General features: G+C 73.6%; 24 protein-coding genes and 1 pseudogene. 16 read left to right on the forward strand and 9 right to left on the reverse strand.

Translation table 11 applies throughout. The features are described 5' to 3' along the window. Positions 1 to 42 precede the first annotated feature (42 nt). Together ACFYWG_RS06845 and ACFYWG_RS06850 are read left to right on the forward strand one after the other, a co-directional pair. Positions 43 to 1,320, forward strand: coding sequence for a sensor histidine kinase (locus ACFYWG_RS06845; protein WP_389199758.1), 1,278 nt, complete (start codon positions 43 to 45; stop codon positions 1,318 to 1,320). Then, positions 1,317 to 1,982, forward strand: a complete 666-nt coding sequence (locus ACFYWG_RS06850) for a response regulator (protein ID WP_383511606.1) — start codon at positions 1,317 to 1,319, stop codon at positions 1,980 to 1,982. Before ACFYWG_RS06845 ends, ACFYWG_RS06850 begins: the two co-directional genes overlap by 4 nt. Here ACFYWG_RS06850 and ACFYWG_RS06855 read toward each other — a convergent pair. Then, the gene (locus ACFYWG_RS06855) at positions 1,943 to 2,227 is read right to left on the reverse strand and encodes a DUF6332 family protein (RefSeq protein ID WP_385414637.1); all 285 of its coding nucleotides are present in this window, start codon (positions 2,225 to 2,227) and stop codon (positions 1,943 to 1,945) included. The genes ACFYWG_RS06850 and ACFYWG_RS06855 overlap by 40 nt on opposite strands. Before the next feature lie 78 nt (positions 2,228 to 2,305). After that, positions 2,306 to 3,799, reverse strand: coding sequence for an MFS transporter (locus ACFYWG_RS06860; protein ID WP_383509409.1), 1,494 nt, complete (start codon positions 3,797 to 3,799; stop codon positions 2,306 to 2,308). An 86-nt stretch (positions 3,800 to 3,885) separates the two neighbouring features. On the opposite strand from ACFYWG_RS06860, the gene ACFYWG_RS06865 reads away from it, so the two are divergent. Then, entirely contained in the window at positions 3,886 to 4,281 is a 396-nt protein-coding gene (locus tag ACFYWG_RS06865; RefSeq protein WP_383509412.1) for a MarR family winged helix-turn-helix transcriptional regulator, read from the forward strand. Between the two features lie 46 nt (positions 4,282 to 4,327). Here ACFYWG_RS06865 and ACFYWG_RS06870 read toward each other — a convergent pair whose 3' ends face one another. Together ACFYWG_RS06870 and ACFYWG_RS06875 are read right to left on the reverse strand one after the other, a co-directional pair. Beyond that, positions 4,328 to 5,206 (reverse strand): SDR family oxidoreductase, encoded by an 879-nt coding sequence (locus tag ACFYWG_RS06870; protein ID WP_389199762.1) that lies wholly within the window; start codon positions 5,204 to 5,206, stop codon positions 4,328 to 4,330. A gap of 190 nt (positions 5,207 to 5,396) precedes the next feature. Further along, positions 5,397 to 6,647: an MFS transporter gene (locus tag ACFYWG_RS06875; protein ID WP_389199764.1), complete on the reverse strand. Its 1,251-nt coding sequence runs from the start codon at positions 6,645 to 6,647 to the stop codon at positions 5,397 to 5,399. Between the two features lie 119 nt (positions 6,648 to 6,766). Here ACFYWG_RS06875 and ACFYWG_RS06880 point away from each other — a divergent pair, with 119 nt between their 5' ends. Next, positions 6,767 to 8,245, forward strand: a complete 1,479-nt coding sequence (locus tag ACFYWG_RS06880; protein WP_376334221.1) for a glutamate--cysteine ligase — start codon at positions 6,767 to 6,769, stop codon at positions 8,243 to 8,245. Positions 8,246 to 8,251: 6 nt separating this feature from the next. On the opposite strand, the pseudogene ACFYWG_RS06885 reads toward ACFYWG_RS06880, so the two are convergent. After that, a pseudogene (locus ACFYWG_RS06885) lies at positions 8,252 to 8,419 on the reverse strand (gfo/Idh/MocA family oxidoreductase); the annotation flags it as partial. 13 nt (positions 8,420 to 8,432) lie between these two features. Beyond that, positions 8,433 to 9,281, reverse strand: a complete 849-nt coding sequence (locus ACFYWG_RS06890; protein WP_389199766.1) for a class I SAM-dependent methyltransferase — start codon at positions 9,279 to 9,281, stop codon at positions 8,433 to 8,435. 77 nt (positions 9,282 to 9,358) lie between these two features. On the opposite strand from ACFYWG_RS06890, the gene ACFYWG_RS06895 reads away from it, so the two are divergent. The 3 genes from ACFYWG_RS06895 (at position 9,359) to ACFYWG_RS06905 (ending at position 12,215) form a co-directional block, all read left to right on the forward strand. Beyond that, entirely contained in the window at positions 9,359 to 9,832 is a 474-nt protein-coding gene (locus tag ACFYWG_RS06895; protein ID WP_385414624.1) for a helix-turn-helix domain-containing protein, read from the forward strand. 414 nt (positions 9,833 to 10,246) lie between these two features. Further along, positions 10,247 to 11,551, forward strand: coding sequence for a cation:proton antiporter (locus ACFYWG_RS06900; RefSeq protein ID WP_389199769.1), 1,305 nt, complete (start codon positions 10,247 to 10,249; stop codon positions 11,549 to 11,551). A gap of 376 nt (positions 11,552 to 11,927) precedes the next feature. After that, positions 11,928 to 12,215, forward strand: coding sequence for a DUF3040 domain-containing protein (locus ACFYWG_RS06905; RefSeq protein WP_389199771.1), 288 nt, complete (start codon positions 11,928 to 11,930; stop codon positions 12,213 to 12,215). 209 nt (positions 12,216 to 12,424) lie between these two features. Here the strand turns inward: ACFYWG_RS06905 and ACFYWG_RS06910 are convergent, their stop codons facing one another. Further along, complete coding sequence (locus ACFYWG_RS06910; protein WP_389199773.1) at positions 12,425 to 12,925, reverse strand: hypothetical protein; 501 nt, start codon at positions 12,923 to 12,925, stop codon at positions 12,425 to 12,427. A 262-nt stretch (positions 12,926 to 13,187) separates the two neighbouring features. Here ACFYWG_RS06910 and ACFYWG_RS06915 point away from each other — a divergent pair, with 262 nt between their 5' ends. From ACFYWG_RS06915 to htpG, 3 genes are all read left to right on the forward strand, one after another. Then, on the forward strand, positions 13,188 to 13,991 hold the full coding sequence (locus ACFYWG_RS06915) for a hypothetical protein (RefSeq protein ID WP_385414615.1): 804 nt from the start codon (positions 13,188 to 13,190) through the stop codon (positions 13,989 to 13,991). 111 nt (positions 13,992 to 14,102) lie between these two features. Then, positions 14,103 to 14,801 carry a class F sortase gene (locus tag ACFYWG_RS06920; RefSeq protein WP_383509433.1) on the forward strand — a complete coding sequence of 233 codons (699 nt, stop codon included), beginning with the start codon at positions 14,103 to 14,105 and terminating at the stop codon, positions 14,799 to 14,801. 86 nt (positions 14,802 to 14,887) lie between these two features. Further along, positions 14,888 to 16,786, forward strand: a complete 1,899-nt coding sequence (gene htpG / locus ACFYWG_RS06925) for a molecular chaperone HtpG (RefSeq protein WP_389199776.1) — start codon at positions 14,888 to 14,890, stop codon at positions 16,784 to 16,786. 43 nt (positions 16,787 to 16,829) lie between these two features. On the opposite strand, the gene ACFYWG_RS06930 is transcribed toward htpG, so the two are convergent. Then, a complete protein-coding gene (locus ACFYWG_RS06930; RefSeq protein ID WP_383509439.1) occupies positions 16,830 to 17,081 on the reverse strand; it encodes a twin-arginine translocase TatA/TatE family subunit in 252 nt (83 codons plus the stop codon). Continuing rightward, positions 17,069 to 17,725 (reverse strand): hypothetical protein, encoded by a 657-nt coding sequence (locus tag ACFYWG_RS06935; protein WP_389199777.1) that lies wholly within the window; start codon positions 17,723 to 17,725, stop codon positions 17,069 to 17,071. The genes ACFYWG_RS06930 and ACFYWG_RS06935 overlap by 13 nt, the downstream gene beginning before the upstream one ends. 278 nt (positions 17,726 to 18,003) lie before the next feature. Here ACFYWG_RS06935 and ACFYWG_RS06940 point away from each other — a divergent pair, with 278 nt between their 5' ends. From ACFYWG_RS06940 to ACFYWG_RS06965, 6 genes are all read left to right on the forward strand, one after another. Then, a complete protein-coding gene (locus tag ACFYWG_RS06940) occupies positions 18,004 to 18,390 on the forward strand; it encodes a BlaI/MecI/CopY family transcriptional regulator (RefSeq protein ID WP_385414607.1) in 387 nt (128 codons plus the stop codon). A 6-nt stretch (positions 18,391 to 18,396) separates the two neighbouring features. Further along, positions 18,397 to 19,458, forward strand: coding sequence for a M56 family metallopeptidase (locus tag ACFYWG_RS06945; protein ID WP_389199778.1), 1,062 nt, complete (start codon positions 18,397 to 18,399; stop codon positions 19,456 to 19,458). 402 nt (positions 19,459 to 19,860) lie between these two features. After that, positions 19,861 to 21,759 (forward strand): NAD-binding lipoprotein, encoded by a 1,899-nt coding sequence (locus tag ACFYWG_RS06950; RefSeq protein WP_389199780.1) that lies wholly within the window; start codon positions 19,861 to 19,863, stop codon positions 21,757 to 21,759. A gap of 115 nt (positions 21,760 to 21,874) precedes the next feature. After that, positions 21,875 to 22,045: a DUF5670 family protein gene (locus ACFYWG_RS06955; protein ID WP_383509453.1), complete on the forward strand. Its 171-nt coding sequence runs from the start codon at positions 21,875 to 21,877 to the stop codon at positions 22,043 to 22,045. 97 nt (positions 22,046 to 22,142) lie between these two features. Beyond that, a complete protein-coding gene (locus ACFYWG_RS06960; protein ID WP_383509456.1) occupies positions 22,143 to 22,634 on the forward strand; it encodes a hemerythrin domain-containing protein in 492 nt (163 codons plus the stop codon). Positions 22,635 to 23,009: 375 nt separating this feature from the next. Next, positions 23,010 to 23,462 (forward strand): phospholipase, encoded by a 453-nt coding sequence (locus ACFYWG_RS06965; protein WP_383509459.1) that lies wholly within the window; start codon positions 23,010 to 23,012, stop codon positions 23,460 to 23,462. The last annotated feature ends 60 nt before the right edge of the window (positions 23,463 to 23,522 follow it).

Consider the following 23,522-nt stretch of genomic DNA (forward strand, 5'->3'; position numbering starts at 1 on the left):
AGCGGACGCCGGGGTCCGCGGCGGGCGTCTAGCGTGGCCGGTATGGACGAGCAGCGCGGGCGGGGCGGCCCGCCGCAGTGGTGGCGGTACGGCCCCGCCTGGTGGGACCGGCAGGAGGAGCGGGGGCCGCGGTGGCCCTGGCGGTCGACGCTGGTCGTGGCCGTCTTCGTCCTGGCGGGTTCGGCCTTCGCCGGCCGCGCACAGCACGGGGAGCGGGCTGACCTGGATCTCTACGCCCGGCTGCTGCTGCTCGTGGCCGGAGGGCTGTTGCTGTGGCGCAAGCGCCACCCGGTGGCGGTGGTGTTCGGCACGGCGGCGGTCGTCATGCTCTACCTGGGCGGTGGATACCCGTACGGGCCGGTGTTCCTGACCGTCGCCGTGGCGTGCTTCAGCGCGGTCGTCGCCGGGCACCGCGCGGCGGCGTGGGCCGCGATGGGGACGCTGTGGGCGGGGCACGTCCTGCTGGCGCACTGGCTGTACCGGTGGCTGCCGCCCGCGGGGGACTCCGCCGCCTCCTGGAGCGAGGAGATCGTCGTCGCCACGTGGGTGGTGGCGATCGCGTCCGTGGCGGAGCTGGCGCGGGTCCGCCGGGAGCAGTGGGCCCGGGAGCGAGCCGAGCGGGCCGGGGCCGCGCGGCGCAGGGCCGACGCGGAGCGGCTGCGGATCGCCCGGGAGCTGCACGACGTGCTCGCCCACAGCATCTCCGTGATCAACGTTCAGGCGGGGATGGGCCTGGCCCTCCTGGACAGCGACCCGGAGCAGGCCCGGACCGCGCTCACCACGATCAAGGCCAAGAGCAAGGAGGCGCTCGGCGAGGTGCGCCAGGTGCTGGACACACTGCGGGCCCCGGGGGACGCGCCGCGTACGCCGGCGCCGGGCCTGGACCGGTTGCCGGAACTGGTGGAGCAGGCCGCGAGCGCCGGCCTCACGGTCGAGGTCGAGGGCGCGCCGCCCCGGCTCGCGCCCGGCACGGACCTGGCCGCCTTCCGCATCGTCCAGGAGGCGCTGACCAACGTGGTGCGGCACTCGGGATCCCGGCACGCGCGCGTGCACCTGGCGCACGACGCGGCGGCGCTGCGGCTGCGGGTGGACGACGACGGGCCGGCCACCGGTTCCGACGAGGGCGGCAGCGGCAACGGGCTGGCCGGGATGCGGGAGCGGGCCGCCGCCCTGGGTGGCACCATCGAGGCGGGGCCCCGCCCGGACGGGGGGTTCCGGGTGCGCGCCGTGCTGCCCCTGACGGCCGGCTCCGCTGCCGGAGAGGCGGGCGGGACCCCGCACGGGCGCCCCGGCGCGCGACGACCTCGGGAGGACCGGTGATCCGCGTACTGCTCGCCGACGACCAGTCCCTGGTCCGGGCGGGGTTCGGGGCGCTGCTCGACGCGCAGCCGGACATCGAGGTGGCCGGAGAGGCGGCAGACGGGGCGGAGGCAGTGCGCCGGGTCGGCGAACTGCGGCCCGACGTCGTCCTGATGGACATCCGCATGCCGGTGCTGGACGGTCTGGCGGCGACCCGGGAGATCACCGGGGACCCGGGTTTGACCGACGTCAGGATCGTCATGCTCACCACGTTCGAGCTCGACGAGTACGTCTTCGAGGCGATCCGCTCGGGCGCCTCCGGGTTCCTCGTGAAGGACACCGAACCGGACGAACTGCTGCGCGCGGTGCGGGCGGTGGTGGCGGGCGACGCCCTGCTGTCGCCGGGCGTGACGCGGCGGCTGATCGCCGAGTTCGCGGCCCGGTCCAAGGAGCCCGCCGCGGCCGGTGCCCTGGGCCGGCTCACCGAGCGGGAACGGGAGGTGATGGCGCTGGTCGGGATCGGCCTGTCCAACGAGGAGATCGCCCGGCGGCTGGTCGTCAGCCCGCTCACCGCCAAGACCCACGTCAGCCGCACCATGGTCAAGCTGGGCGCCCGCGACCGGGCCCAACTGGTGGTCCTCGCCTACGAGTCGGGGCTCGTACGGCCGGGCTGGCTGGGCTGAGCCGACGCCCGGAACCGGAGCAGCACACTGACCACCCGCCAGACGAACAGCACCGGCGCGAGCACCATGCCGGCCCGCAGCAGGAGCAGTGCGGCCGTGTGCGGCAGGGCGAAGAGCAGCGCAGGCCCCGCCACCGCCCCGAACACCACGGCGGCCGCGAAGGCCGCGCTGCACAGCGCGTAGCCGATCTCGACGGTCATCGCGTCACGCTCGGCCTGGCTGCGCCGTCCCCCGTGTGCGGTCATACGGCGAGTCAAACAGGGGTGTGCCCGGCGGGCAAGGCAGCCGCCGGGCACACCGCGGAGGCGTTCCCCCCGGTCGCGCTAGTCGCGCACGGCGACGCGCTCCGCCTCCCTCGGGGTGGACTTGGCGACCACGACGGACGCCGCTGCGGCCTGACGGTTCCGCCGGGGCCGCAGGCCCGTGAGGGTGATCAGCAGCCCGGCCAGGGCGATCACCGCGACGACCACCAGCCCGGGCCGGTAGCTGTCGAGGACGGCCTGCGGCGAGGCGTCGCCGGGCGCCGGGGAGTTGGCCGTCACCACCGCCGTCACCACGGCGAGGAAGATCGCCCCGCCCACCTGGACCGAGGTGTTGAGCAGCCCCGAGACCATGCCCTGCTCGTGCTCGTCGACACCGTTGGTGGCCTGGACGTTGAGGGACGGGAAGGTCAGGGCGAAGCCGGAGCCGACCAGCAGCATCGTCGGCAGGATCACCGCCGCGTAGACCGGGTCGAGGTCGATGCGCAGGAACAGGACGTAACCGGTGACCATCAGGGCGAAGCCGGCCACGATCAGCCGGGCCGTGCCGAACCGGTCGATGACGGCGCCGACCTTCGTCGCGGACAGGGCCACCAGCGCGCCGGCCGGCAGGAACGCCAGGGCCGTGTGCAGCGCGGACCAGCCGAGCACCTGCTGCATGTACAGCGTGACCAGGAACTGGAAGCCGATGTAGCTGCCGACGAACGTCAACGCGCCCAGTTGCGCCCGCACCTGCGGCCCCGAGCGGAGCACGCCGAGCCGCACCAGCGGGCTCGCGCTGCGCCGTTCGACCGCCACGAAGGCGGCCAGCAGGACGGCGACGGCCGCGAAGGAGACGACGGTGCGGGCCGAGCCCCAGCCCACCTCGGGCGCCTCCACCACGGTGAAGACCAGCAGCAGCATCGAGGCGGTGCCGAGCACGGCACCGGGGATGTCGTAGCCGCCCCGGCCGCGCTCCCGAGCGGTGCGCGGCAGCAGCTTCAGGCCGGCGACCAGGGCGATCAGCGCGACGGGAGCGGGCAGCAGCATGGTGAGCCGCCAACTGGCCTCGGTGAGCAGGCCGGAGAAGACCAGGCCCATCGAGTAGCCGGTGGCGCCGCAGGTCGTGTAGATGGCCAGCGCCCGGTTGCGCAGCGGCCCCTCGGGGAACGTCGTGGTGATGATCGACAGCCCGGCGGGGGCGGTGAAGGCGGCGCTGAGGCCCTTGACGAACCGGCTGGCGATGAGCAGCGGACCGGAGTCGACGAGCCCGCCGAGGAGCGAGGCGAGCGCGAACACGCCCAGGGCCACCAGGAAGACCCGGCGCCGGCCCAGCAGGTCGGCCGCGCGGCCGCCGAGGAGCAGCAGGCCGCCGTAGCCCAGGATGTAGCCGCTGACGATCCACTGCAGCGCCGAGGTCGACAGGCCGAGGTCGGCGCCGATGGACGGCAGCGCCACGCCGACCATGGACACGTCGAGGGCGTCCAGGAACATCGCGGCGCAGAGCACGAGCAGGGTGCCCCAGAGCCGGGGAGTCCACCGTCCCTCGGACGTGGGGGAGATGAGCGGAGAGGTCATGCCCGAGACACTACATGCGCATGCATGAGATGCAAACGCATTTAATTCGGATGCAACAAAACGGATCCTCTGTTACGGTGCCGCGCATGGCGGTGACCGGGGCCGAGCAGACGCTCGTGGAGCAGTGGCGGGACATGCTGGCGCTGCACGCGCGGACGCAGTGCGCACTCGATCGCGCGCTGCACGACCACGGCTTGTGCGCCAGCGACTTCGAGGTGCTCGACGTCCTCGCCGGACGCCGCCCGGCGAAGAGCGCGTCCGCCTTCCGCGTGCAGGAGATCTCCGAACGGGTCCACCTCAGCCAGAGCGCGCTGTCGCGACTGATCGCCCGGCTGGAGAGGGAGGGCCTCGTCGAGCGCTGCATGTGCCCCGAGGACCGCAGGGGCGTCCAGGTCTCGCTCACCGCAAAGGGGCGCGCGCTGCACGGGGAGGTTCTTCCCGTGCAGCGCGCGGTGCTGGCCCGGATGCTGGCGAACGGCTGAGGCGCAGGAGGCGTACCGCCGCGGCGGCGGCCGCGGGGCCGGGCCGTTACGGCAGTGGCGTACCGCCCGTCGCGTTGACGATCTCGGCGGTGATGTACGAGGCGTCCTGCGAGGCCAGGAAGACGTAGGCCGGAGCCATCTCGGCCGGCTGCGCGGGGCGCCCGATCGGCGCCTGCTTGCCGAACTCCTGCGTGTCCGGCATGGTCGCCGGGATCAGAGGCGTCCACACCGGGCCCGGCGCGACCGCGTTGACGCGGATGCCGCGCTCGATGAGCATCTGCGCGAGTCCCTGCGTGAAGGTGACGATCGCGCCCTTGGTCGTCGCGTAGTCCAGCAGGTGGGGACTGGGCTTGTACGCCTGCACCGACGTGGAGTTGATGATGCTGCCGCCCTCCGGGATGTGCGGCACGGCCAGCTTGCACAGCCAGAACATGCCGTACAGGTTGGTGCGCATCACCCGGTCGAACTGCTCGGTGGAGATCGCCTCGATGCCGTCGGGCTGGGACATCTGGTAGGCCGCGTTGTTCACCAGGACGTCGATCCGCCCGAACTCCTGCACGGCGCTGTCGATGAGCGCCCGGCAGTTGTCCTCCTCGCGGATGTCGCACGAGACGGCCACGGCGCGCCGTCCGGCCGACTCCACGAGCCGGACGGTCTCGGCGGCGTCGTCCTTCTCGTCGTCGAGGTAGGTGAAGAGCACGTCGGCTCCCTCGCGGGCGAAGGCCAGGGCGACCGCGCGGCCGATGCCGGAGTCACCGCCGGTGATCACGGCCTTGCGGCCCTCCAGCTTGCCGCTGCCGCGGTAGGACTCCTCACCGTGGTCCGGCGGTGGGTCCATGGGCCCCGTCCAGCCCGGGTGCGGCTGGTCCTGGGAGGGGAACTCCGGGTTCGGGTGCTGCTCGCCGGGGTGGTGCTGTTCGGTCACGGGTCTTCCTCCTGGTCCGCGGCATACGGCCCGGTGATCATGTGGGCCGAGCCACGGGTACCCAGGATCCGCGCGATCCGACCCGCCGGCCGCGACGGACTTCGCGGCCGGGAGGGCATTCACCCGAACGGCGGTGAGGACCCCCGCGACCTGCACCCGCGAGGCGAGACCCCCTGGCTCGACCGCGTCCTCAGCGTGACGGCGTCCGGGACTCCCCGGGCGGCTCGGGCTCGCGGACGCCGTCCGGGGCCGGCGTCCCGGGCCGGTCACCGGGCCTGCGCGTCCTCCTCCCCACCAGCGCCCCGACCGCCGCCGCCACCGCCGCCAGCACCGCGACGCTGGTCAGCGCGGTGGGCAGGGTGAACCAGTCGGCCATGAAACCGATGGCCGGCGGACCGAGCAGCATGCCGCCGTAGCCCAGGGTGGAGGCCGTGGCGACGCCGCTGGGCCCGGCCAGCGCGCCTGCCCGCTCCACCGCGACGGGGAAGAGGTTGGCCAGGCCGATGCCCGTGACCGCGTAGCCGAGCAGGGCCGCCCACAGGGAGGGCGCGAGGGAGCCCAGCAGCATCCCGGCGGCCGCGGTGGTGCCGCCGGCCACGACGGTCCGGGTCTGCCCCAGCCGCTCCAGCAGGATGGTGCCGGTCAGCCGGCCCACGGTCATGGCGAGCGCGAAGCAGGAGTAGCCGAGGGCGGCCGTCCCGGAGGAGGCGTCCAGGTCCTGCTCCAGGTGCAGGGCGCCCCAGTCGGCCAGGGCGCCCTCGCCGTACGCGGTGCAGCCGGCGATCAGGCCGAAGACGAGGACCAGGGCCCGGGTGCGGCCGTCCAGCCGGCGCGGGGCGCTGCCCCGGGCCCGCTCGCGCCCGGGCGGTACCGGGGGCTCGTGCCGCAGGAGGGCGGGGCCCGCCGCGGCCGTCACCAGCAGGCCGACGGCGGTGAGGAGCAGCAGGTGCCGGGTCGGGCTGAGGAAGCCGGCGACCAGCCCGCCCAGGCCCGCGCCGAGCATGCCGCCCAGGCTGAAGGCCGCGTGGAAGGTCGGCATGATCGGCCGTAGCAGTGCGGCCACCAGGTCCACGGCCGCGCTGTTGAAGGCGACGTTGATGCTGCCGTACGCGGCGCCGAAGAGCAGCAGGACCAGTCCGAGCGCGAGGACCGACCCGGTCAGCGGGGGGAGGGCGACGCTGAGGGAGAGGAGGACCGCGCAGACGACGGTGACCCGGTGGTTGCCGTACCGGCGGCACAGGCGCCCGGTGAGGGTCATCGTGACGACGGCGCCGGCCGAGACGCCCAGCAGGGCGAGGCCGAGGGCGCTGGCGGAGGCGTTCGTCTGCTCCTTGATGGCGGGGATCCGGACGACCCAGCCCGCGAAGACGAAGCCGTCCAGGGCGAAGAAGACGGTGAGGGCGATCCGGAGTCGGGTGAGGGAGTGGTCGTGGCCCGGCACGGCACTGTGCGGGGCTTTGTTTATTTGCGGCACAAACTCAGGCTAGGTGGGTGCGGGGGAGAGGACAAGGTGCGACGCTGGGACCTGACAGCATCCACCGCCGGAGGGCAGGAGGGGCGATGGGACGTGACGTGCCGGCCCTGGTGTTCACACGGGAGGACCGCCGTCGGTACCGGGAGAAGATGCACACCGACCTCGAAGTGCTGGCGCGGATGCTCCGCGAGTCCGGCTTCGAGAGCGAGCGCCCCCAGGTCGGGCTGGAGATCGAGCTGAACCTCGTCGACGACCACGGTCTCCCGGCGATGCGCAACACCGACGTGCTCCAGTCGATCGCCGACCCCGCCTGGTCGAGCGAGCTGGGCCGCTTCAACCTGGAGATCAACATCCCGCCCCGGGAGCTGACGGCCGGCGGCCCCGGCGCCTGGGAGCAGGAGATCCGGGACGCGCTGAACCACGCCGAGGACGGCGCCGCCGCCGTGGGCGCCCACCTGATCATGGTCGGCATCCTGCCCACCCTGGGGGAGCAGGACGTGAGCGGCGCGGCCCTCTCCGGCGACCCCCGGTACCGGCTGCTCAACGAGCAGATCTTCGCAGCGCGGGGCGAGGACCTGCGGATCAAGGTCGACGGGGTCGAACGCCTCGCGACCTACGCCGACACCATCACGCCCGAGGCCGCCTGCACCAGCACGCAGTTCCACCTCCAGGTCGCGCCGAAGGAGTTCCCGCACTACTGGAACGCGGCGCAGGCCGTCGCCGGGGTGCAGGTCGCCCTCGCGGCCAACTCGCCCTACCTGTTCGGCAAGGAGCTCTGGCGCGAGAGCCGCATCCCCCTCTTCGAGCAGGCCACCGACACCCGCCCCGAGGAGATCAAGGCCCAGGGCGTCCGGCCCCGCGTATGGTTCGGGGAGCGGTGGATCACCAGCGTCTTCGACCTCTTCGAGGAGAACGTGCGCTACTTCCCCGCCCTGCTGCCGCTGTGCGAGGACGAGGACCCGCAGCAGGAGCTGGACGGCGGGCGCGTGCCCGAGCTGGGCGAACTCACCCTGCACAACGGCACGATCTACCGCTGGAACCGGCCCATCTACGCGGTCACCGACAGCGGTCCGCACCTGCGCATCGAGAACCGGGTCCTGCCCGCCGGACCCACCGTCGCCGACATCATCGCCAACGGCGCCTTCTACTACGGCCTGACCCGGGCCCTGGTCGACGAGGACCGGCCGGTGTGGACGCGGATGTCCTTCGCCGTGGCCGAGGAGAACCTGCACACCGCGGCCCGCGACGGCATCGACGCCCGCCTGTACTGGCCCGGTGTGGGCGAAGTGCCCGTGACGGAACTGGTGTTGCGGCGTCTGCTGCCCCTCGCCCACCGGGGGCTGGAACTGGCCGGGATGGACGCCCCCTGGCGCGAACCGCTGCTGGGCATCATCGAGCAGCGCTGCGTCACCGGCCGCAACGGCGCGACCTGGCAGACGGAGACGGTCCACCACCTGGAGAAGGCCGGCGTCTCCGACCGGCGCGAGGCGCTGCGGCAGATGACCAGGACGTACATGGACTACATGCACATGAACGCCCCCGTGCACACCTGGCCCGTGGACTGACGGTCCTCAGGCCGCGCCGGCCGGGGCCCGGCCGCGCCAGACGCGGGCCCCGGTCAGCGGGACCGGCGCCGGCGCCCCGGCGGACGTCGTCAGCTCCACGCGCCCCTCGGCCGACGAGCGCAGCAGCGCGGTCATGATCTCCAGGACGTGCAGGGCGAGTTCACCCCCGGCCCGCTGCCCGTGGGCGTCACGAAACATTCGCGCCGGCCCGCGCGGAGATCTCCCAGCAGGCCGCCGTGTACCGGACCTCGGTGCCCTGCACGAAGGGCTCGAAGGCGGGGCGGACCGCGTCGACGACCTCGGCGCGGGTCCGCTCGTCCGCCTGCGGCAGGACCGTGCCGAGCGGGCCGAGCCGGGTGACGTAGCGCTGCAGGTCCTTCTCGGGCAGGGCGCAGACCGGATCGACGGGCCGCAGGACGACGTCGGACCATCCGCTCTCCCGCAGGATGCCGCGCACACGGTCGGGGTCGGCGAAGGCGAACTGCCCCGGCTGGTCGGGCCGACGGGCGGGCAGGTCCGGGACGAACGGCGCCGCGGCCCGTTCCGCCGTCGTCATGAACGGGTTCTCCTCGGGCCCCCGCCACACCACCAGCCGCAGCCCGCCCCCGTCCCGCACGGCGCCGCGCAGGCGGGTGAACGCCCGGACGGGATCGGGGAAGAACATGACGCCGAAGCGCGAGACGACGGTGTCGAAGACACCGGTCCCGAAGTCGTGCTCCTGGACGTCGGCGTGCACGAACGACGCCGGTACGCCCTCCTGTTCGGCGAGCTCCCGGGCTGCGGCGATCATCGGCGCCGAGATGTCTGCCCCGACGCAGTGCCCGGTCCGCCGTGCGACGGCCCGGGTGACGGCACCGGTTCCGCAGCCGACGTCGAGGACCCGGGCCGCCCCCTCCTCCGACACGGCCCGCACCAGCAACTCCTCGAACGGCCGGAACATGCCGTCCAGGACCTGCTGCAGATCCACCCAGGCATGACCGGACGGCCCGTTCCAGCGGGCGGCCTGTTCGTCGTGGTCCTTGTGCGAGGCGTCCATGGGCGTCTCTCCTTCTGCTTGCCGTCGGGGAACCGGGATGACAGCGTTCTACTTCAAGCCGACTTGAGGTCAAGACAATGACGCACCTGGACATCGCGGAGGTGGCGCGCCGTGCCGCCGTGCCCGCCTCGACGCTGCGGTTCTACGAGGACAAGGGACTGATCACCCCGGCCGGCCGCCGGGGGCTGCGCCGCCAGTACGACCCGTCGGTGCTGGAGCGGCTGGCCCTGATAGCGCTGGGCAGGACGGCCGGGTTCTCCCTCGACGAGATCGCCGGGATGTTCGCGCCGGACGGCAGGCCGCGGATCGACCGGGACGCGCTGACCGCCAAGGCCGCCGAACTGGACGGGCGGATCCGTGAACTCGGCGCGCTGCGGGACTCGTTGCGCCATGCCGCCGCCTGCCCCGCGCCGAGCCACCTCGAGTGCCCCACCTTCCGCCGCCTCCTGGACGGGGCGACGGCCCCGGGCCGCCGGCCTCCCTCCACCGACCGCCCGCCCGCGTCCCCGCCCCTCCGCCGGGCCGAGCCGCGCGGTGCGCGGGACCTTTGAGGGACTGACGTGACGGTGCCGTGGGACGGCCACGTCGTACGTGCCGGGCCCGAGTGCCCGGGCCCCGGTGCAGCGCCCGAGAAGGTCCCCGTCGTGCCTGGTCGCACGGCAGCGAGGGGGAGACCGGCACCACCGCCGGCCGCGTCGGCCTCCGCCGCGACCCGGCAGGCGTGAGGGCAGGGAATCCGCCCGGCATGGGTGTCGCCCCCACCCGAAGATGGGTGCGGTCACCGATGGCGGCACGGCCGGAGACCGTGTGAGGCTGTCAACGGCCCGGCGCCGGCGCCTCGTCACAGGAGCGCGCGCCGAGGGCCGACCCCACACGACATCCGGCACATCCCCCCAAGGAGAAGCCCATCCATCCTCGTGCGCAGAAACGATCCACCCTCTCCGCCCCCGGGAAGGCGGTGACCCGTGGGACACGCTGACAGCCTGCTCGCCATGGGCGGCGCCTTCCTCGCCGCCGCCTTCCTCGCCCGCCTCGGCGGCCGGATCGGACTCCCCACGATCCCGCTGTTCATGCTCGCGGGCATCCTGCTCGGCCCCCACACCCCGGGCCTGGTCATCGTCGAGGACGCCCACGACTTCGAGATGCTCTCCGCGCTCGGACTGGTCCTGCTGCTGTTCTACCTGGGCCTGGAGTTCCACCTGGACGACCTCGAGAGCGGCGGCCGGCGCCTGCTGAGCGCGGGCGGGATCTATCTGCTGCTCAACGTCGGCGCCGGACTCGGCTTCGGCTTCGCCCTCGGGTGGGGCGTGCGGGAGGCACTGGTGCTCGCCGGTGTCCTCGGCATCTCCTCGTCCGCCATCGTCACCAAGATCCTCATCGACCTCGGCCGCATCGGCCGCCCCGAGACGCGTCTCATCCTCGGCGTCATCGTCGTCGAGGACATCTTCCTCGCGCTGTACCTGGCCGCGCTCCAGCCCGTCATCAGCGGCGCCGAGGGTGTGGGCGACACGGTCCTGCAGGCCGCCAAGGCCTTCGGCTTCCTGTTGCTGCTGGCCGCGGCGGCCCGCTACGGCACCCGTCCGGTCGGGCGTCTGATCCGGACCCGCGACAACGAACTGCTCGTCATCAGCTTCCTCGGCGCGGCCGTGCTGGTGGCGGGAATCTCCGAAGTCCTCGGAGTGGCCGACGCCATCGGCGCGTTCATGGTCGGCCTCATCCTGGCCGGCACGCCGTCCGGCCCCCGCATACGGGACCTGGTGCATCCCCTGCGCGACGCCTTCGCAGCCCTCTTCTTCTTCGCCTTCGGGCTGTCCATCGATCCCGGCGACATCGTCTCCGTCGCCGGCCCCGTCGCCGCGGCGGCCGCCCTGACCCTCGTCATGAACATCGCCGCGGGACTCCTCGTCGCCCGCCTGTACCGCTACGGCACCGGCATCGCGGCCGACATCGCCACCACCCTGGTGGCCCGCGGGGAGTTCGCGCTGATCCTGGCCGCGATGGCCGCCGGCGCCGGTCTCGACGCCCGCCTCGCCCCGTTCATCGCCGGCTACGTCCTCGTCCTCGCGATCCTCGGCCCCATCGCCGCCGGACGCGCCCACCTGCTCGCCCGTGCCCTCCGGTCCGGCCGCCGCCTCCTGTCCGGCGGCACGGCCCGCACCCTCGGCCCGGCGGAGCGGACGGCTGCGGAGGAGGGCGAGCCGCAGAACGGGGCCGACGGCACCGGAGTTCCCGTCACCGCGGACAGCGCGCCGCGGCCCGCCGAGCGCTGAAGGCGACTGCGGGGGCCCGCGGTTCGGGGCATCGGGCCACTCAGACCCGAGGAGTCCCGCGACGGCAGGGCATGGCGTAGCGGGTCGGTTCCGGCCGGCCATTCGGCTTCCCGCCGTCCGTGGCTGCACTCGTCTACGGCCCGAACTGCGCCCAAAGCGGCGGGCGTTCGCGAGGGGCGGCCACCGGGAAGAATGAGGTCGGGCCCGATGGTGCGCGCCGCCGAAGGGGGGAGAAGCCTGAACCCCGGTGCGACCGGCCGGCCGGACACCGGTGCGCCGCTTCCCCGCGCACCCCGCCCCGAACCGCACCTCCGCGACGAGCCCCGGCCCCGGTCTGCCCTGCTCGCGGCGCCGCCGGCTCCGGAGAGGAGAAACCGTGCCCCCGTCCGACGACGCGCGCCTCGTGGACCTGCAGACACGCCTGGAGCGGGAGGACCCCGGGTTCCCCCGCGGCATGAGATCCGGTCGGTCGGCCCCGCCCCGCCGGACCCGGCGCACCGGGCCCCGCTGGGGGCTGGCGGTCGGCGCGGTCCTCCTGGGCGTGGGGATCGTCCTGCCCCAGGGGCTGCTCATCGCGGCGGGGCTGGTCGTCCTCGGCATGGCCGCCCAGCTGATCGACCCGGACGCCGCAGACACGACGCCCCCCAGCCCCGGCCGCCACTGACACCTCCGGCCCCGCCGCCCGCCCCGTCCCGTACGGACCGCCACACGTCCCCTCACGTGCGGACCGCCGCGCGCCTCCTCACCTACGTCCCACCGCCCACCCCCTCACGTGCAAGTCCGCCACCCTCCCCGTCCCCCGCGGGTCCGCCGCCCAGCCGCTCAGGCACCGGTCCGCTGTCGGCCCGCCGACCTGCCGGCCCGCCGACGTCGTCACACGCCCGCCCACTTCCGCAGCAGCGCCTCGCGCTCCTCACGCGGCGGCGTCCCGGCGCCCGCGTGGTCACGGCCCCAGGCGAGGAGGTCCGCGATGTCGGCGCCCCCGTTCGCGAGCCGCTCCAGCAGCACGACGGACAGCTCGTACTCGCAGGGGAGCGGCATCCCCCCGGCGGCGGCCGTGTGCACACTGACCTCCACCGCCCCCCGGGCCGTGGTGACCTCCACCGCGAAGGCGGGCGGCAGTTGACCCTCGCCCGTGAGGGCGGTGAGCACCGCGTCGAAGGCCATGGACGCCATCCGCCGCACGCCCGAGCGCACGGCCACGGCCCGGGGCTCCAGCCGCCGCACCTCCTCCCACGCCCAGGATCCGCCCTGGCCGGACCCCAGCGCCTCGACCCCGTCCCCGGTCAGCCGCAGCCCCGCGGCCGCGCCCATGGGCTCGGCCCCCACGTACACCGAGTCCTCGCCGATCCAGAACAGGCCGACCATGGCCATGTGCGCCTCCCCTGACGGGCCGGGGGAGAGCCGTTCCCGCCCCCTGTACCGCAGGTGGAGACAGGGATCGGCGGGGGCGGGGTTGCCTCGGGCGGGTGCCCCGTTCCGGGGCCCGGTTGCTCCGACAGAGTGCGGCCGTAACCCGTGTGAACGTCCCGGATGGTGGGAGCGCCCGGCGTGACTGACGGTGGTTCACGTCGAGACCGGGTCTCGTGAGTCGGCGAGGCGCCGGCTGCCCGGTTCGCGACGGAAGGACTCACCGATGCGCTCTGCCCGCATGCTGCTCGCCACGGCCACGGCCACGGCGGCCCTCGCGATCGCCGCCCCCGGCGCCTACGCCCAGGTGATGGGCGACTGGGACGACGACTCCGCTTCCTACAGCAAGGAGCACGACAAGCACGACGAGAACGGCAAGCACGACGAGCACGGCAAGCACGACAAGCCGCACGGCGGCATGCACACGGGCGGCGGAGCGCTGACCGCCGTGACCGCGGACGGCGACTGGGACTCCGGCGACGACGAGGGCAAGCCCGAGGACGAGGCCGGCGAGGAGCAGGGCAAGCCCGAGGACGAGGCCGGCCACGACGAGCAGGGCAAGGACGAGGAGCACGGCAAGGACGAGGACCACGGCAAGGACGAGGACCACGGCAAGGACGAGCACGGCAAGGACGAGGAGCACGGCACCCACGAGAAGGACTCCTGGGGCGGCAAGCACGAGAAGCCGCGCGGCGGCATGCACACCGGCGGCGGCGCCCTGGCCGTCGTCAACTCGGACGACTGGGACAAGCAGGACGGCGGTGGCTACAAGGAGGACAGCGAGGGCGGCTGGTCCGGCAAGCACGAGGACGACTCCTACGGCGACAAGGGCGACGAGGGGTACAGCGGCAAGCACGACAAGGGCTCCTGGGAGGGCAAGCACGACAAGCCCCGCGGTGGCATGCACACCGGTGGCGGCGCGCTGGCCAACACCTCGGGTGTGACCGCCGGCGGGCTCGCGGTGCTGGCGGTCGCCGGTACCGGCGTGTACGCGCTGCGCCGCCGGAAGGCCGCCCAGGGCGCGGCGTGACCGATGCCTGACCTCATACCGGCCGCCGCACGCGCCCCGCGCGTCGCGGCGGCCCGGCTCGTCCCGGCGCGGGCCGTGCCCCCTGCTGTGCCCTGAACTAGGTGGTTATCGATGGCAGTCAGCCCCCCTGCCCTTCCCGACCCGGAGCCCGCACCGTCGCGGCGGCGGCTGCGCACCGTAGTGGCGGTGCTGTGGACGGCGGCCGCGCTCGCCCTGATCCTGAACCTGACGGGCGGCCGGGGCGGTTCCTTCGACGCCGGCGGCCCGCCGCACGCCCCGCCCGCCCTTCCCGCCGTCTCGGCCGCTCCCTACACGCCGCCCGGGGCGTCGGCCTCGCCGTCCGCCGAGGGCCCGCGGATGTCCCGGTCCCGGCCGGTCCGCCTGGTCATCCCGAAGATCGGCGTCAACGCGCCCTTCACCGACCTCGCCATCGGTGCCTCGGGCATGCTCGACCCCCCGCCGGCCGACGACACCAACCTCGTCGGCTGGTACGCCCGGGGCCATGCGCCCGGCGAGCCCGGGACCGCGATCATCGCCGGGCACGTGGACACCAAGACCTCACCGGCCGTCTTCGCCGGCCTGGGCGAGCTGGAGAAGGGCGACAAGTTCCACGTGACCCGGGCCGACGGCAGCAGGGCGGACTTCGTCGTCGACGACGCGGAGTCCTTCCGCAAGGACGACTTCCCCAGCGACCGGGTCTACGGGGACACCCCCCAGGCCCAGGTCCGGCTCATCACCTGCGCCGGCGCCTACGACCGCAAGGCCCGGGACTACACCGAGAACCTGGTCGTCTTCGCCCATCTCGTCTGACTTCCGGGTCCCCGGCCTGACTTGGTGTTTTACAGTGACACCCACCAGTTCAGGCGACTGTGGGACCTGTGAGGTATTCGCGAACCATGACGACCGAAACGTTTGAGTTCCAGGTAGAGGCACGTCAGCTGCTCCAGCTGATGATCCACTCGGTCTACTCGAACAAGGATGTCTTCCTGCGCGAGCTCGTCTCCAACGCCTCCGACGCGCTCGACAAGCTGCGTCTGGAGAAGTTGCGGGACGACGCGCTCGACGCCGACGTGACCGATCTGCACGTCGAGATCGACGTCGACAAGGAGGCCCGCACCCTGACCGTGCGGGACAACGGCATCGGCATGTCGTACGACGAGGTCGGCCGCCTCATCGGCACCATCGCCAACTCCGGCACGGCGGCCTTCCTGAAGGAGCTGCGGGAGGCACAGGACGGGGGCGGCGCCGAGGGGCTCATCGGCCAGTTCGGCGTCGGCTTCTACTCCGGGTTCATGGTGGCCGACGAGGTCACGCTGATCACCCGGCGCGCCGGGGAGGCCCAGGGCACCCGCTGGTCCTCCCGCGGCGAGGCCACCTACACGCTGGAGAAGGTCGACGACGCCCCTCAGGGCACCTCCGTCACGCTGCACCTCAAGCCGGCCGACCCCGAGAACCAGCTGCACGACTACACGTCCGAGTGGATGATCCGGGAGATCGTCAAGCGCTACTCGGACTTCATCACCTGGCCGATCCGGATGGTCCCGGACAAGGACGGCGGGGACGGCACGCCCGAGCCCGAGACGCTGAACTCGATGAAGGCGCTGTGGGCGCGCTCGCGCGACGAGGTGTCCGACGACGAGTACCACGAGCTGTACAAGCACATCAGCCACGACTGGCGCGAGCCGCTGGAGACGATCCGGCTCCAGGCGGAGGGCACCTTCGAGTACCAGTCGCTGCTCTTCATCCCCGCGCACGCCCCGCACGACCTGTTCACGCGGGACTACAAGCGCGGCGTCCAGCTCTACGTGAAGCGCGTCTTCATCATGGACGACTGCGAGGCGCTGCTGCCGCCCTACCTGCGGTTCGTCAAGGGCGTCGTCGACGCGCAGGACCTCTCGCTGAACGTCTCCCGCGAGATCCTCCAGCAGGACCGGCACATCCGGATGATGCAGCGCCGGCTCACCAAGAAGGTCCTGTCGACGGTCAAGGACCTCATGGCCAAGGACGCCGAGCGCTACGCCACGTTCTGGCGGGAGTTCGGGACCGTCCTGAAGGAGGGCCTGGTCACCGACCCCGACAACAGGGACGCGCTGCTGGCCGTCGCCTCCTTCGCGACCACGCACTCCGACGACGAGCCGACCACGCTCGCCGGGTACGTGGAGCGGATGAAGGACGGCCAGGACGCCGTCTACTACATCACCGGCGAGTCCCGGCAGAGCATCGAGAACTCCCCGCACCTGGAAGCTTTCCGGGCCAAGGGCATCGAGGTGCTGCTGCTCACCGACCCGGTCGACGAGGTGTGGGCCGACGCGGTCGGCGAGTACGAGGGCAAGAAGCTGCGCTCGGTCACCAAGGGCGAGATCGACCTGGACGGCGAGGGCGAGGCGAAGGCCGGCGAGGAGCGGGAGAAGCAGGCCGAGGAGTACGCGGGGCTGCTCGGCTGGATGCGCGAGCAGCTGGACGAGGACATCAAGGAGGTGCGCCTGTCCGCACGGCTGACCGTCTCCCCGGCCTGCGTGGTCTCCGACGCGCACGACCTGACCCCGGCGCTGGAGAACATGTACCGGGCGATGGGCCAGGAAGTGCCGCGCACCAAGCGGATCCTGGAGCTCAACCCCTCGCACCCGCTGGTGCAGGGCCTCAACCAGGCCTACCGCGACCGTGAGGACCGCGGCGGGCTCGTCGAGTCGGCGGAGCTGCTGCACGCCCTCGCGGTGCTCGCCGAGGGCGGACAGCCCAAGGACCCGGCGAAGTTCGTCCGGGCCGTGTCGGAGCGCCTGGAGCGCACGCTGTAGTCACGGACGGGCCGGGACCGGGCCGGGAACGGAGCAGGACGGATCAGGGGTGGTCCGGGGCGCCTGCCGGGCGTGAGCCGGGCGGGGTCGGGCCGGTGCCCGGCGGGACGACCTCGCCCCGGACCACCCGCGGTGCGGGCGCCGTACCGGCCTCCTCGTCCTTGGCGGCCCGGGCCTCGGCCTTGAGGACGCGGGCCGCCTTGCCGGCCGAGCGGGTCAGCTCGGGCAGCTTCTTCATCCCGATGACGGCGATGACGACGATGAGAATGATCGCCAGCTCGCTCAGTCCGAACATGGTGTCCTGTCCTTTCTCGCCCGGGCCGGGCACGGCGCGAGCGTATCGGGCGGGGAGCACGGCCTGATCGCCGCCTCGGGGTGCGGGTGCGCGTGCCGGCGCAGGTGCGGCAGCATGCCGCGGTCGAGCAGCGCCCGCCGCCAGAGCAGCCGGGCGTGCTCCACCTGGTCGGCGGCGGGCGGGACGCGGCGGTCCAGCGCCGTGCGCAGCAGCGCGGCCGCCGCGACCAGGCCGGTCAACGCGGCGACCAGCGCGAGGGTCCAGCCGCTCGCGAGGAGCGAACCCGGCAGCGGCCCGGGCGCCCCGACGGCGTGCAGCGTGCCCCCGAGGGCGAGCAGGAGGGCCGCGGACACGGCGGACACCAGGGGGGTGAGCACCGCGAGGGCGGGCAGCAGGCTGCCCGTGCCGAACGGCGGCCGATGCCGGGCCGCCCGCCGCACGGCGAGGTAGTCGCGGTAGGGGCCTCGGGCCGCCGCCGCGATGGTGTCGGCGTGGGCGAGTGCCTCGGCGCGCAGGTGGGCCTCGGCCCGGCCGTCCGGGTCGGTGCCGAGCGCGTCCCGGAGGCCGGCGCTGCGGAGGGCCTCGGTCAGGACGGCTTCGAAGTCCGCGCGGTCCTCGGGTGCGAGGCGGGGCGCAGCGGCCACGTGTTCTCCTGTTCGGTCGGTTGCGGGTGCGGTGGGCTCGTCCGCCCGGGGCGGGCCCGGCGGCCTCGCCGGTGCGGTCGGAGGCAGACGCGGACGCCGAAGCCGGAGGCGATGCCTGCCGCTCCGGGCGCGAAACCGGGCCGACCGGCACGGAACCTCCGCTCGGTGCCGTGCCGGTACGGCTGAATCTACAGCACTGTAGAAGAGGCTGGGTGGGTCCCGCCGGTCTATACGATGTCCGCACGGTCGACGCAGGGCGGCGCGAAGGAGGCAGAGCGGTGGCGGATCCCCGGCAGCGGCCCCGGCGGGGGCAGGGCGAGCTGGAGGCGCTGGTGCTGTCGGCACTGCGGGAGGCGGACGGGCCGGCGACGGCCGGCTGGGTGCAGGAGCGCCTCGGTGGCGGCCTCGCGTACACCACGGTGATCACGATCCTGACCCGGCTGCTGGGCAAGGGCGCCGTCACCCGGGAGCGGGCGGGCCGGTCCTTCGCCTGGACGCCCGCCTCCGATCAGGCGGGCCTGGCGGCGCGCAAGATGCGCAAGGTGCTGGACGCCGAGAGCGACCGCGAGGCGGTCCTCGCCAGCTTCGTCACGGGACTCGGTCCCGACGACGAACGGCTGCTGCGCGACCTGCTGGAGCAGGAACACGGCGGCGAGGAAGACTGACGCCGCATGGGGGTCTTCGTCTTCCTCCCGCTGGTCCTGCCGCTCACGGCCTGGCCGGTCGCGCGGCTGGCCGAGCAGCACCTGCATCCGCGCACCGCGACCCGGCTGCTGACCGTCCTGGCCGCGGTGCTGGCAGTGTGCAGCACGGTGTGCCTGGGCCTGGTCATGGTGGTCGGCACCGCCCAACTGCCCGGCAATCCGCTGCCCGACGGCTGGTCGGATCCGGAGGTGCGGGCTGCCGTGCCCTTCGACGAGGTCGTCGGCAAGGCCGCCATCCCGGCGCTGTGCGCGGTGGTGGCCGCGTGCGCCCGGGCCCTGTGGCGGCACGGGCGGGTGCGCCGGCAGGCCCACCGCGCGCTGGCCGGACTGCCGGACACCCAGGTGGCCGTCCTGCCGGACGCCGTCCCCTACGCGTACGCGCTGCCGCCCGGCGGGCGGCAGGCCGGTGCGGGCACCGGGCGCAGAAGAGCGGGGCGCGGCGCGGTGGTCGGGGGCCCGGACGCCGCACGCCCGGACCCGGGGCGGGCGCCGCGGCGGACGTCCGGCCGTCCGCGCGCGGCGGGGCGGGGCCGGGTCGTGGTGACGACGGCCCTGCTGGAGCGGCTGAGGCCCGCCGAGCGCCGCGCCCTGTTCGCCCACGAGCGGGCCCATCTCGCCGCGCGCCACGACCGCTTCCTCCTCACCGTGCAACTCGCCGCCCGGGCCAACCCGTTCCTGCGTCCGCTGCGCACCGCCGTGGCCTGTACGGCCGAGCGCTGGGCGGACGAGGAGGCGGCCCGGGCGGTCGGCAGCCGGCGCACGGTGGCCCGGGCCATCGGCACGGCCGCCCTCGTCTCGCGGGGCACCCCGTCGCCGACCCTCGCGGGCCTGGCCGCGCCCGGGCCGGTGCCGCGCCGCGTGGCGGCCCTGCTCGGCCCGGCGCCCGCCGTGCGCAGCTGGCCCCCGGTGTGCACGGCCGTCGGCCTGGCGGCCTGGGGCGCGGCCGCCGGGACGGCGGTGTCGGCGATGTCGTCGGCCAACGCGGCCGTCACCATGGTCCTCATCCTGCACGCCGCGACACCGCTGTGAGGTGCGGGCGCCGCGTCCTGCGGCGCCCGCACCCGGGCTCCGGGGTCAGGCCGCCGTGCGCCGGCGCCCTCCCGCCCTCTTCGGCAGCGGCCAGGCCGGCAGCAGCACGATCACCGCGTACACCGTCACCGAGAAGGGTGTGCCGACCAGGCCCGTCACCCTGCGTCCCGGGAGCGAGCAGATTCCGGACGCAACCGGCACGTCACGGCAGGCGTTGCGCACTCGGCACGCGCCGTGAACCCGAAGGAATGAATGCGTCGCGAACCGTGCTCGGCGCCCGGCATATGCCCTCAGACTGCGACATGCGTACTCACACCCGCGCTCTCCGTCCGTCCGCGCGCCGCCCGCGCACGGTGGCGCCGGCCGGCGCACGAAGGGGGCCGGGGCGACGGAAGGGGAAGGGTGGCGCAGCGGCGCACTTCGTTCGGCGACCGGGCCCGTTACTGGTTCGACAGCACGCTGGCCCGCGGTGCCTCCGCCCTGGTCGGTTGGATGGCGCTGCTGTGCCTGGCCGTCGTCGTCCCGGCCAGCGCGGTGGTGGTGTGGACCGACCCGGACGCGCCCCGGTCCCTGCCGGACCGGCTCGCCCAGGTGTGGCACCTGACGGGGGAGACCCTCCGGCTGGGCGGTGCGACCGGCACCCCGCTGCGCGTGACGATGTCGGTGCTGCTCGCCCTGGTGGCGCTGCTGTACGTGTCGACACTGGTCGGCCTGATCACCACCGCCCTCACGGAACGGCTCACGGCCTTGCGCCGGGGCCGCTCGACCGTGCTGGAGGAGGGCCACGTCGTGGTCCTGGGGTGGTCGGAGCAGGTGTTCACGGTGGTCGGCGAACTGGTCGCCGCCAACGCCAACCTGCGGCGCGCGGCCGTGGCGGTGCTGGCCGACCGCGACAAGACCGCCATGGAGGAGGCCCTCGGCACGAAGGCCGGGCCCGTCGGCCGTACGCGGCTGATCTGCCGCAGCGGACCCACCACCGACCCGTCCGTGCTGACCCTGACCAGCCCCGCGACGGCCGGTGTCGTGCTGGTGCTGCCCCGGGACGAGCCCGACGCCGACGCCGAGGTCGTCAGGACACTGCTGGCGCTGCGGGCGGCCCTGGCCGGGGCGGAGAGGCGGCCGCCCGTCGTCGCCGCCGTCCGTGACGACCGCTACCGGCTGGCCGCCTGCCTCGCCGCCGGACCGGGCGGCGTCGTCCTGGAGAGCGACACGGTCACGGCCCGGCTCATCGTCCAGGCCGCCCGCCGCCCCGGTCTGTCCCTGGTCCACCAGGAGCTGCTGGACTTCGCGGGCGACGAGTTCTACCTGGTCGGCGAGGCGTCCCTGACCGGCCGTACCTTCGGCGACGCGCTGCTGTCGTATCCGACGTCCGGCGTGGTGGGCCTGGTGCGCGGCGACACCCCGCTGCTCGCCCCGCCGCCGCAGACCACCATCGCCGCGGACGACCTGCTCATCGTCATCTCCCGCGACGACGACACGGCCTGGCCCGGCGACTGTGCCCCGTGGGTCGACAAGGAGGTGATGGCGTCCGGCCCGCCGACACCGGCGCGGCCGGAGCGGATCCTGATGCTCGGCTGGAACCGCAGGGCGCCGCTCATGGTCGACCAGTTGCGCCGCGGCGCCCTGCCGGGGTCGGCCGTCGACGTGGTCGCCGACTGCGGCGAGGAGACGGCCCGGCAGGTGCACGCGTCCGGCGCGCACCACGGGGCCGGCCCGGCCCTGACCCTGCACCGCGGCGACGTCACCCGGCCCGAGACCCTCCGGCGCCTGGACGTGCACTCCTACGACAGCGTCATCGTCCTGGGCCCCGACCCCGCGTCCGGCGAGAGCACCGACCACCCGGACAACCGCACGCTCGTCACGCTCCTGCTGCTGCGCCAGCTGGAGGAGGCCACCGGGCGGGAGCTGCCGGTCGTCACCGAGCTGGTCGACGACCGCAACCGGGCCCTGGCCCCCATCAGCCCGGACGCCGATGTGATCATCAGCGGCAAGCTCATCGGCCTGCTCATGGCGCAGATATCCCAGAACCGGCATCTGGCGGCGGTCTTCGAGGAGTTGTTCTCCGCCGACGGCACGGGCATCCGCCTGCGGCCCGCGGGCGACTACGTGCTGCCCGGCCGCGAGGCGGCCTTCGCCACCGTCGTGGCGGCGGCCCGGCAGCGGGGTGAATGCGCCATCGGCTACCGCAGCCGCGACCGGGTGCCGGGCGGCCCGGCCCACGGTGTGCGTGTCAATCCGCCCAAGGCCGAGCGGCGCCGCTGGGCGCCCGGGGACGAGGTGGTCGTCGTCGGCCGGGACTGAGCGCCCCGGCCGGCCGAATCGGAACGTCTGCCCCTCGTCCGCCTGTAAAAACAAAGCAATTCGCCCGTGTGTTCAGCGAAAGGCCGGGCATCAGGAATTGCGGAGGTGGACAACAATGGTTCCTTTGCTTCTCGTCCTGCTGCTGGCCCTGATCCTTTTCGGTGCCGGATTCGCACTGAAGGCCCTGTGGTGGATCGCGGTGATCGTCCTGGTGGTCTGGCTGCTCGGATTCGTCATGCGCAGCGCGGACAGTGGTGGCCGCAGGGGCCGCTGGTACCGCTGGTAGACCCGGTCGGCCCGTTCCCGGCGCACGGAACGCCGGGAACGGGGTAATCGGGGTGAAGGGAAAGGCCTGATTCTCCGTACGAAAGGGGTTCCTGTTCATGGCCGACACGAACGATGTGGTCGAGCTCATTCTCCAGGACCATCGGCGCATGGAAGACCTCTTCCGCCAGATGCGCAGCGTCGAAGCCGACCGTGAGGGTGCCCTGCGCGAATTCTCGGACCTGCTGGTCGCGCACGCGCTCGCCGAGGAGTCCGAGGTCTACCCGGCGCTGAAGCGGTACAAGAACATCGACGACGAGGAAGTCGAGCACGGCGAGGACGAGCACGAGGAGGGGAACGAGGCCCTCCTCGCCCTCCTCCAGGTGGACGAGGTCGGCTCCGACGAGTGGGACGAAAAGCTCGAGGAGCTGGTCGAGGCCGTGACCCACCACGCCGACGAGGAGGAGCGCACCATCCTCAACGGTGCGCGGGAGAACGTGGCGATGGAGCGGCGTGAGGAGCTGGGCGTCGCCTTCCTGCGCGAGCGCGAGCGCCAGTTGCAGGCCGGCTGCGGCTCCGTGGACAACGTGCGCAAGATCGTCGAGTCCTGACCCGGCGCGGCCGGTCACGGTGACCGGCCCGAGGGGCAGCGACCGAAGAGCCCGGACCCGTGAGCGGGTCCGGGCTCCCGGCGTTCCGGACGCCGTCGAGGGCGCCCGCAACGGTGCCTCCACCCGCGGAACGAGCGAGGCCGGTGTCTGCGCCCCGGCCAACGCCCCTGCCCCGCACCGGTGTTCCCGGAGCCGACCGCGGCCGGCCGGGAGAGAGCCGGCCGCGTCGGACTCCGCCGGCAGCCGTTCCCTTTAGATCGACCGATGTTCAAGTGCCGTTGAGGCGCGACAGGTGTGAACCCCCAGGAGAAGTGGCCATCCTCTTGTCATGAACCTGCGGTCCGATGGGCGGGCCGCGGCTGATGGAGGTGTGGGATGCACCGAAGACTCGCCACCGGTCTCGCCACTTCGACCCTGGCCCTCGTCACCGTCGTCGGCACCGCCACGACGGCGAGCGCCGCTCCCGCCGACAAGCCCCAGGTGCTCGCGAGTTGGACGCAGACCAGCGCGTCGAGCTACAGCACCTGGGCCGCCGCCCGGGCGAACCAGGGCGCCTGGTCCGCGTACGGCTTCGACTGGTCGACCGACTTCTGCTCCTCCTCGCCGGACAACCCCTTCGGCTTCCCGTTCTCCATGTCCTGCGCCCGGCACGACTTCGGCTACCGCAACTACAAGGCGGCCGGCACGTTCAGCGCCAACAAGTCACGCCTGGACAGCGCCTTCCACGAGGACCTCAAGCGGGTCTGCGCCGCGTACGGCGGTGCCACGAAGACCTCCTGCAACAGCACCGCGTGGACGTACTACCAGGCCGTGCGCGCCTTCGGCTGACGGATCGTCAGTCGCAAGACCCGTGGGGGCGGCCGGGCGCACGCGCCCGGCCGCCGCGCC

It is taken from the genome of Streptomyces sp. NPDC003456, from assembly GCF_042878735.1.
GTDB lineage: Bacteria > Actinomycetota > Actinomycetes > Streptomycetales > Streptomycetaceae > Streptomyces.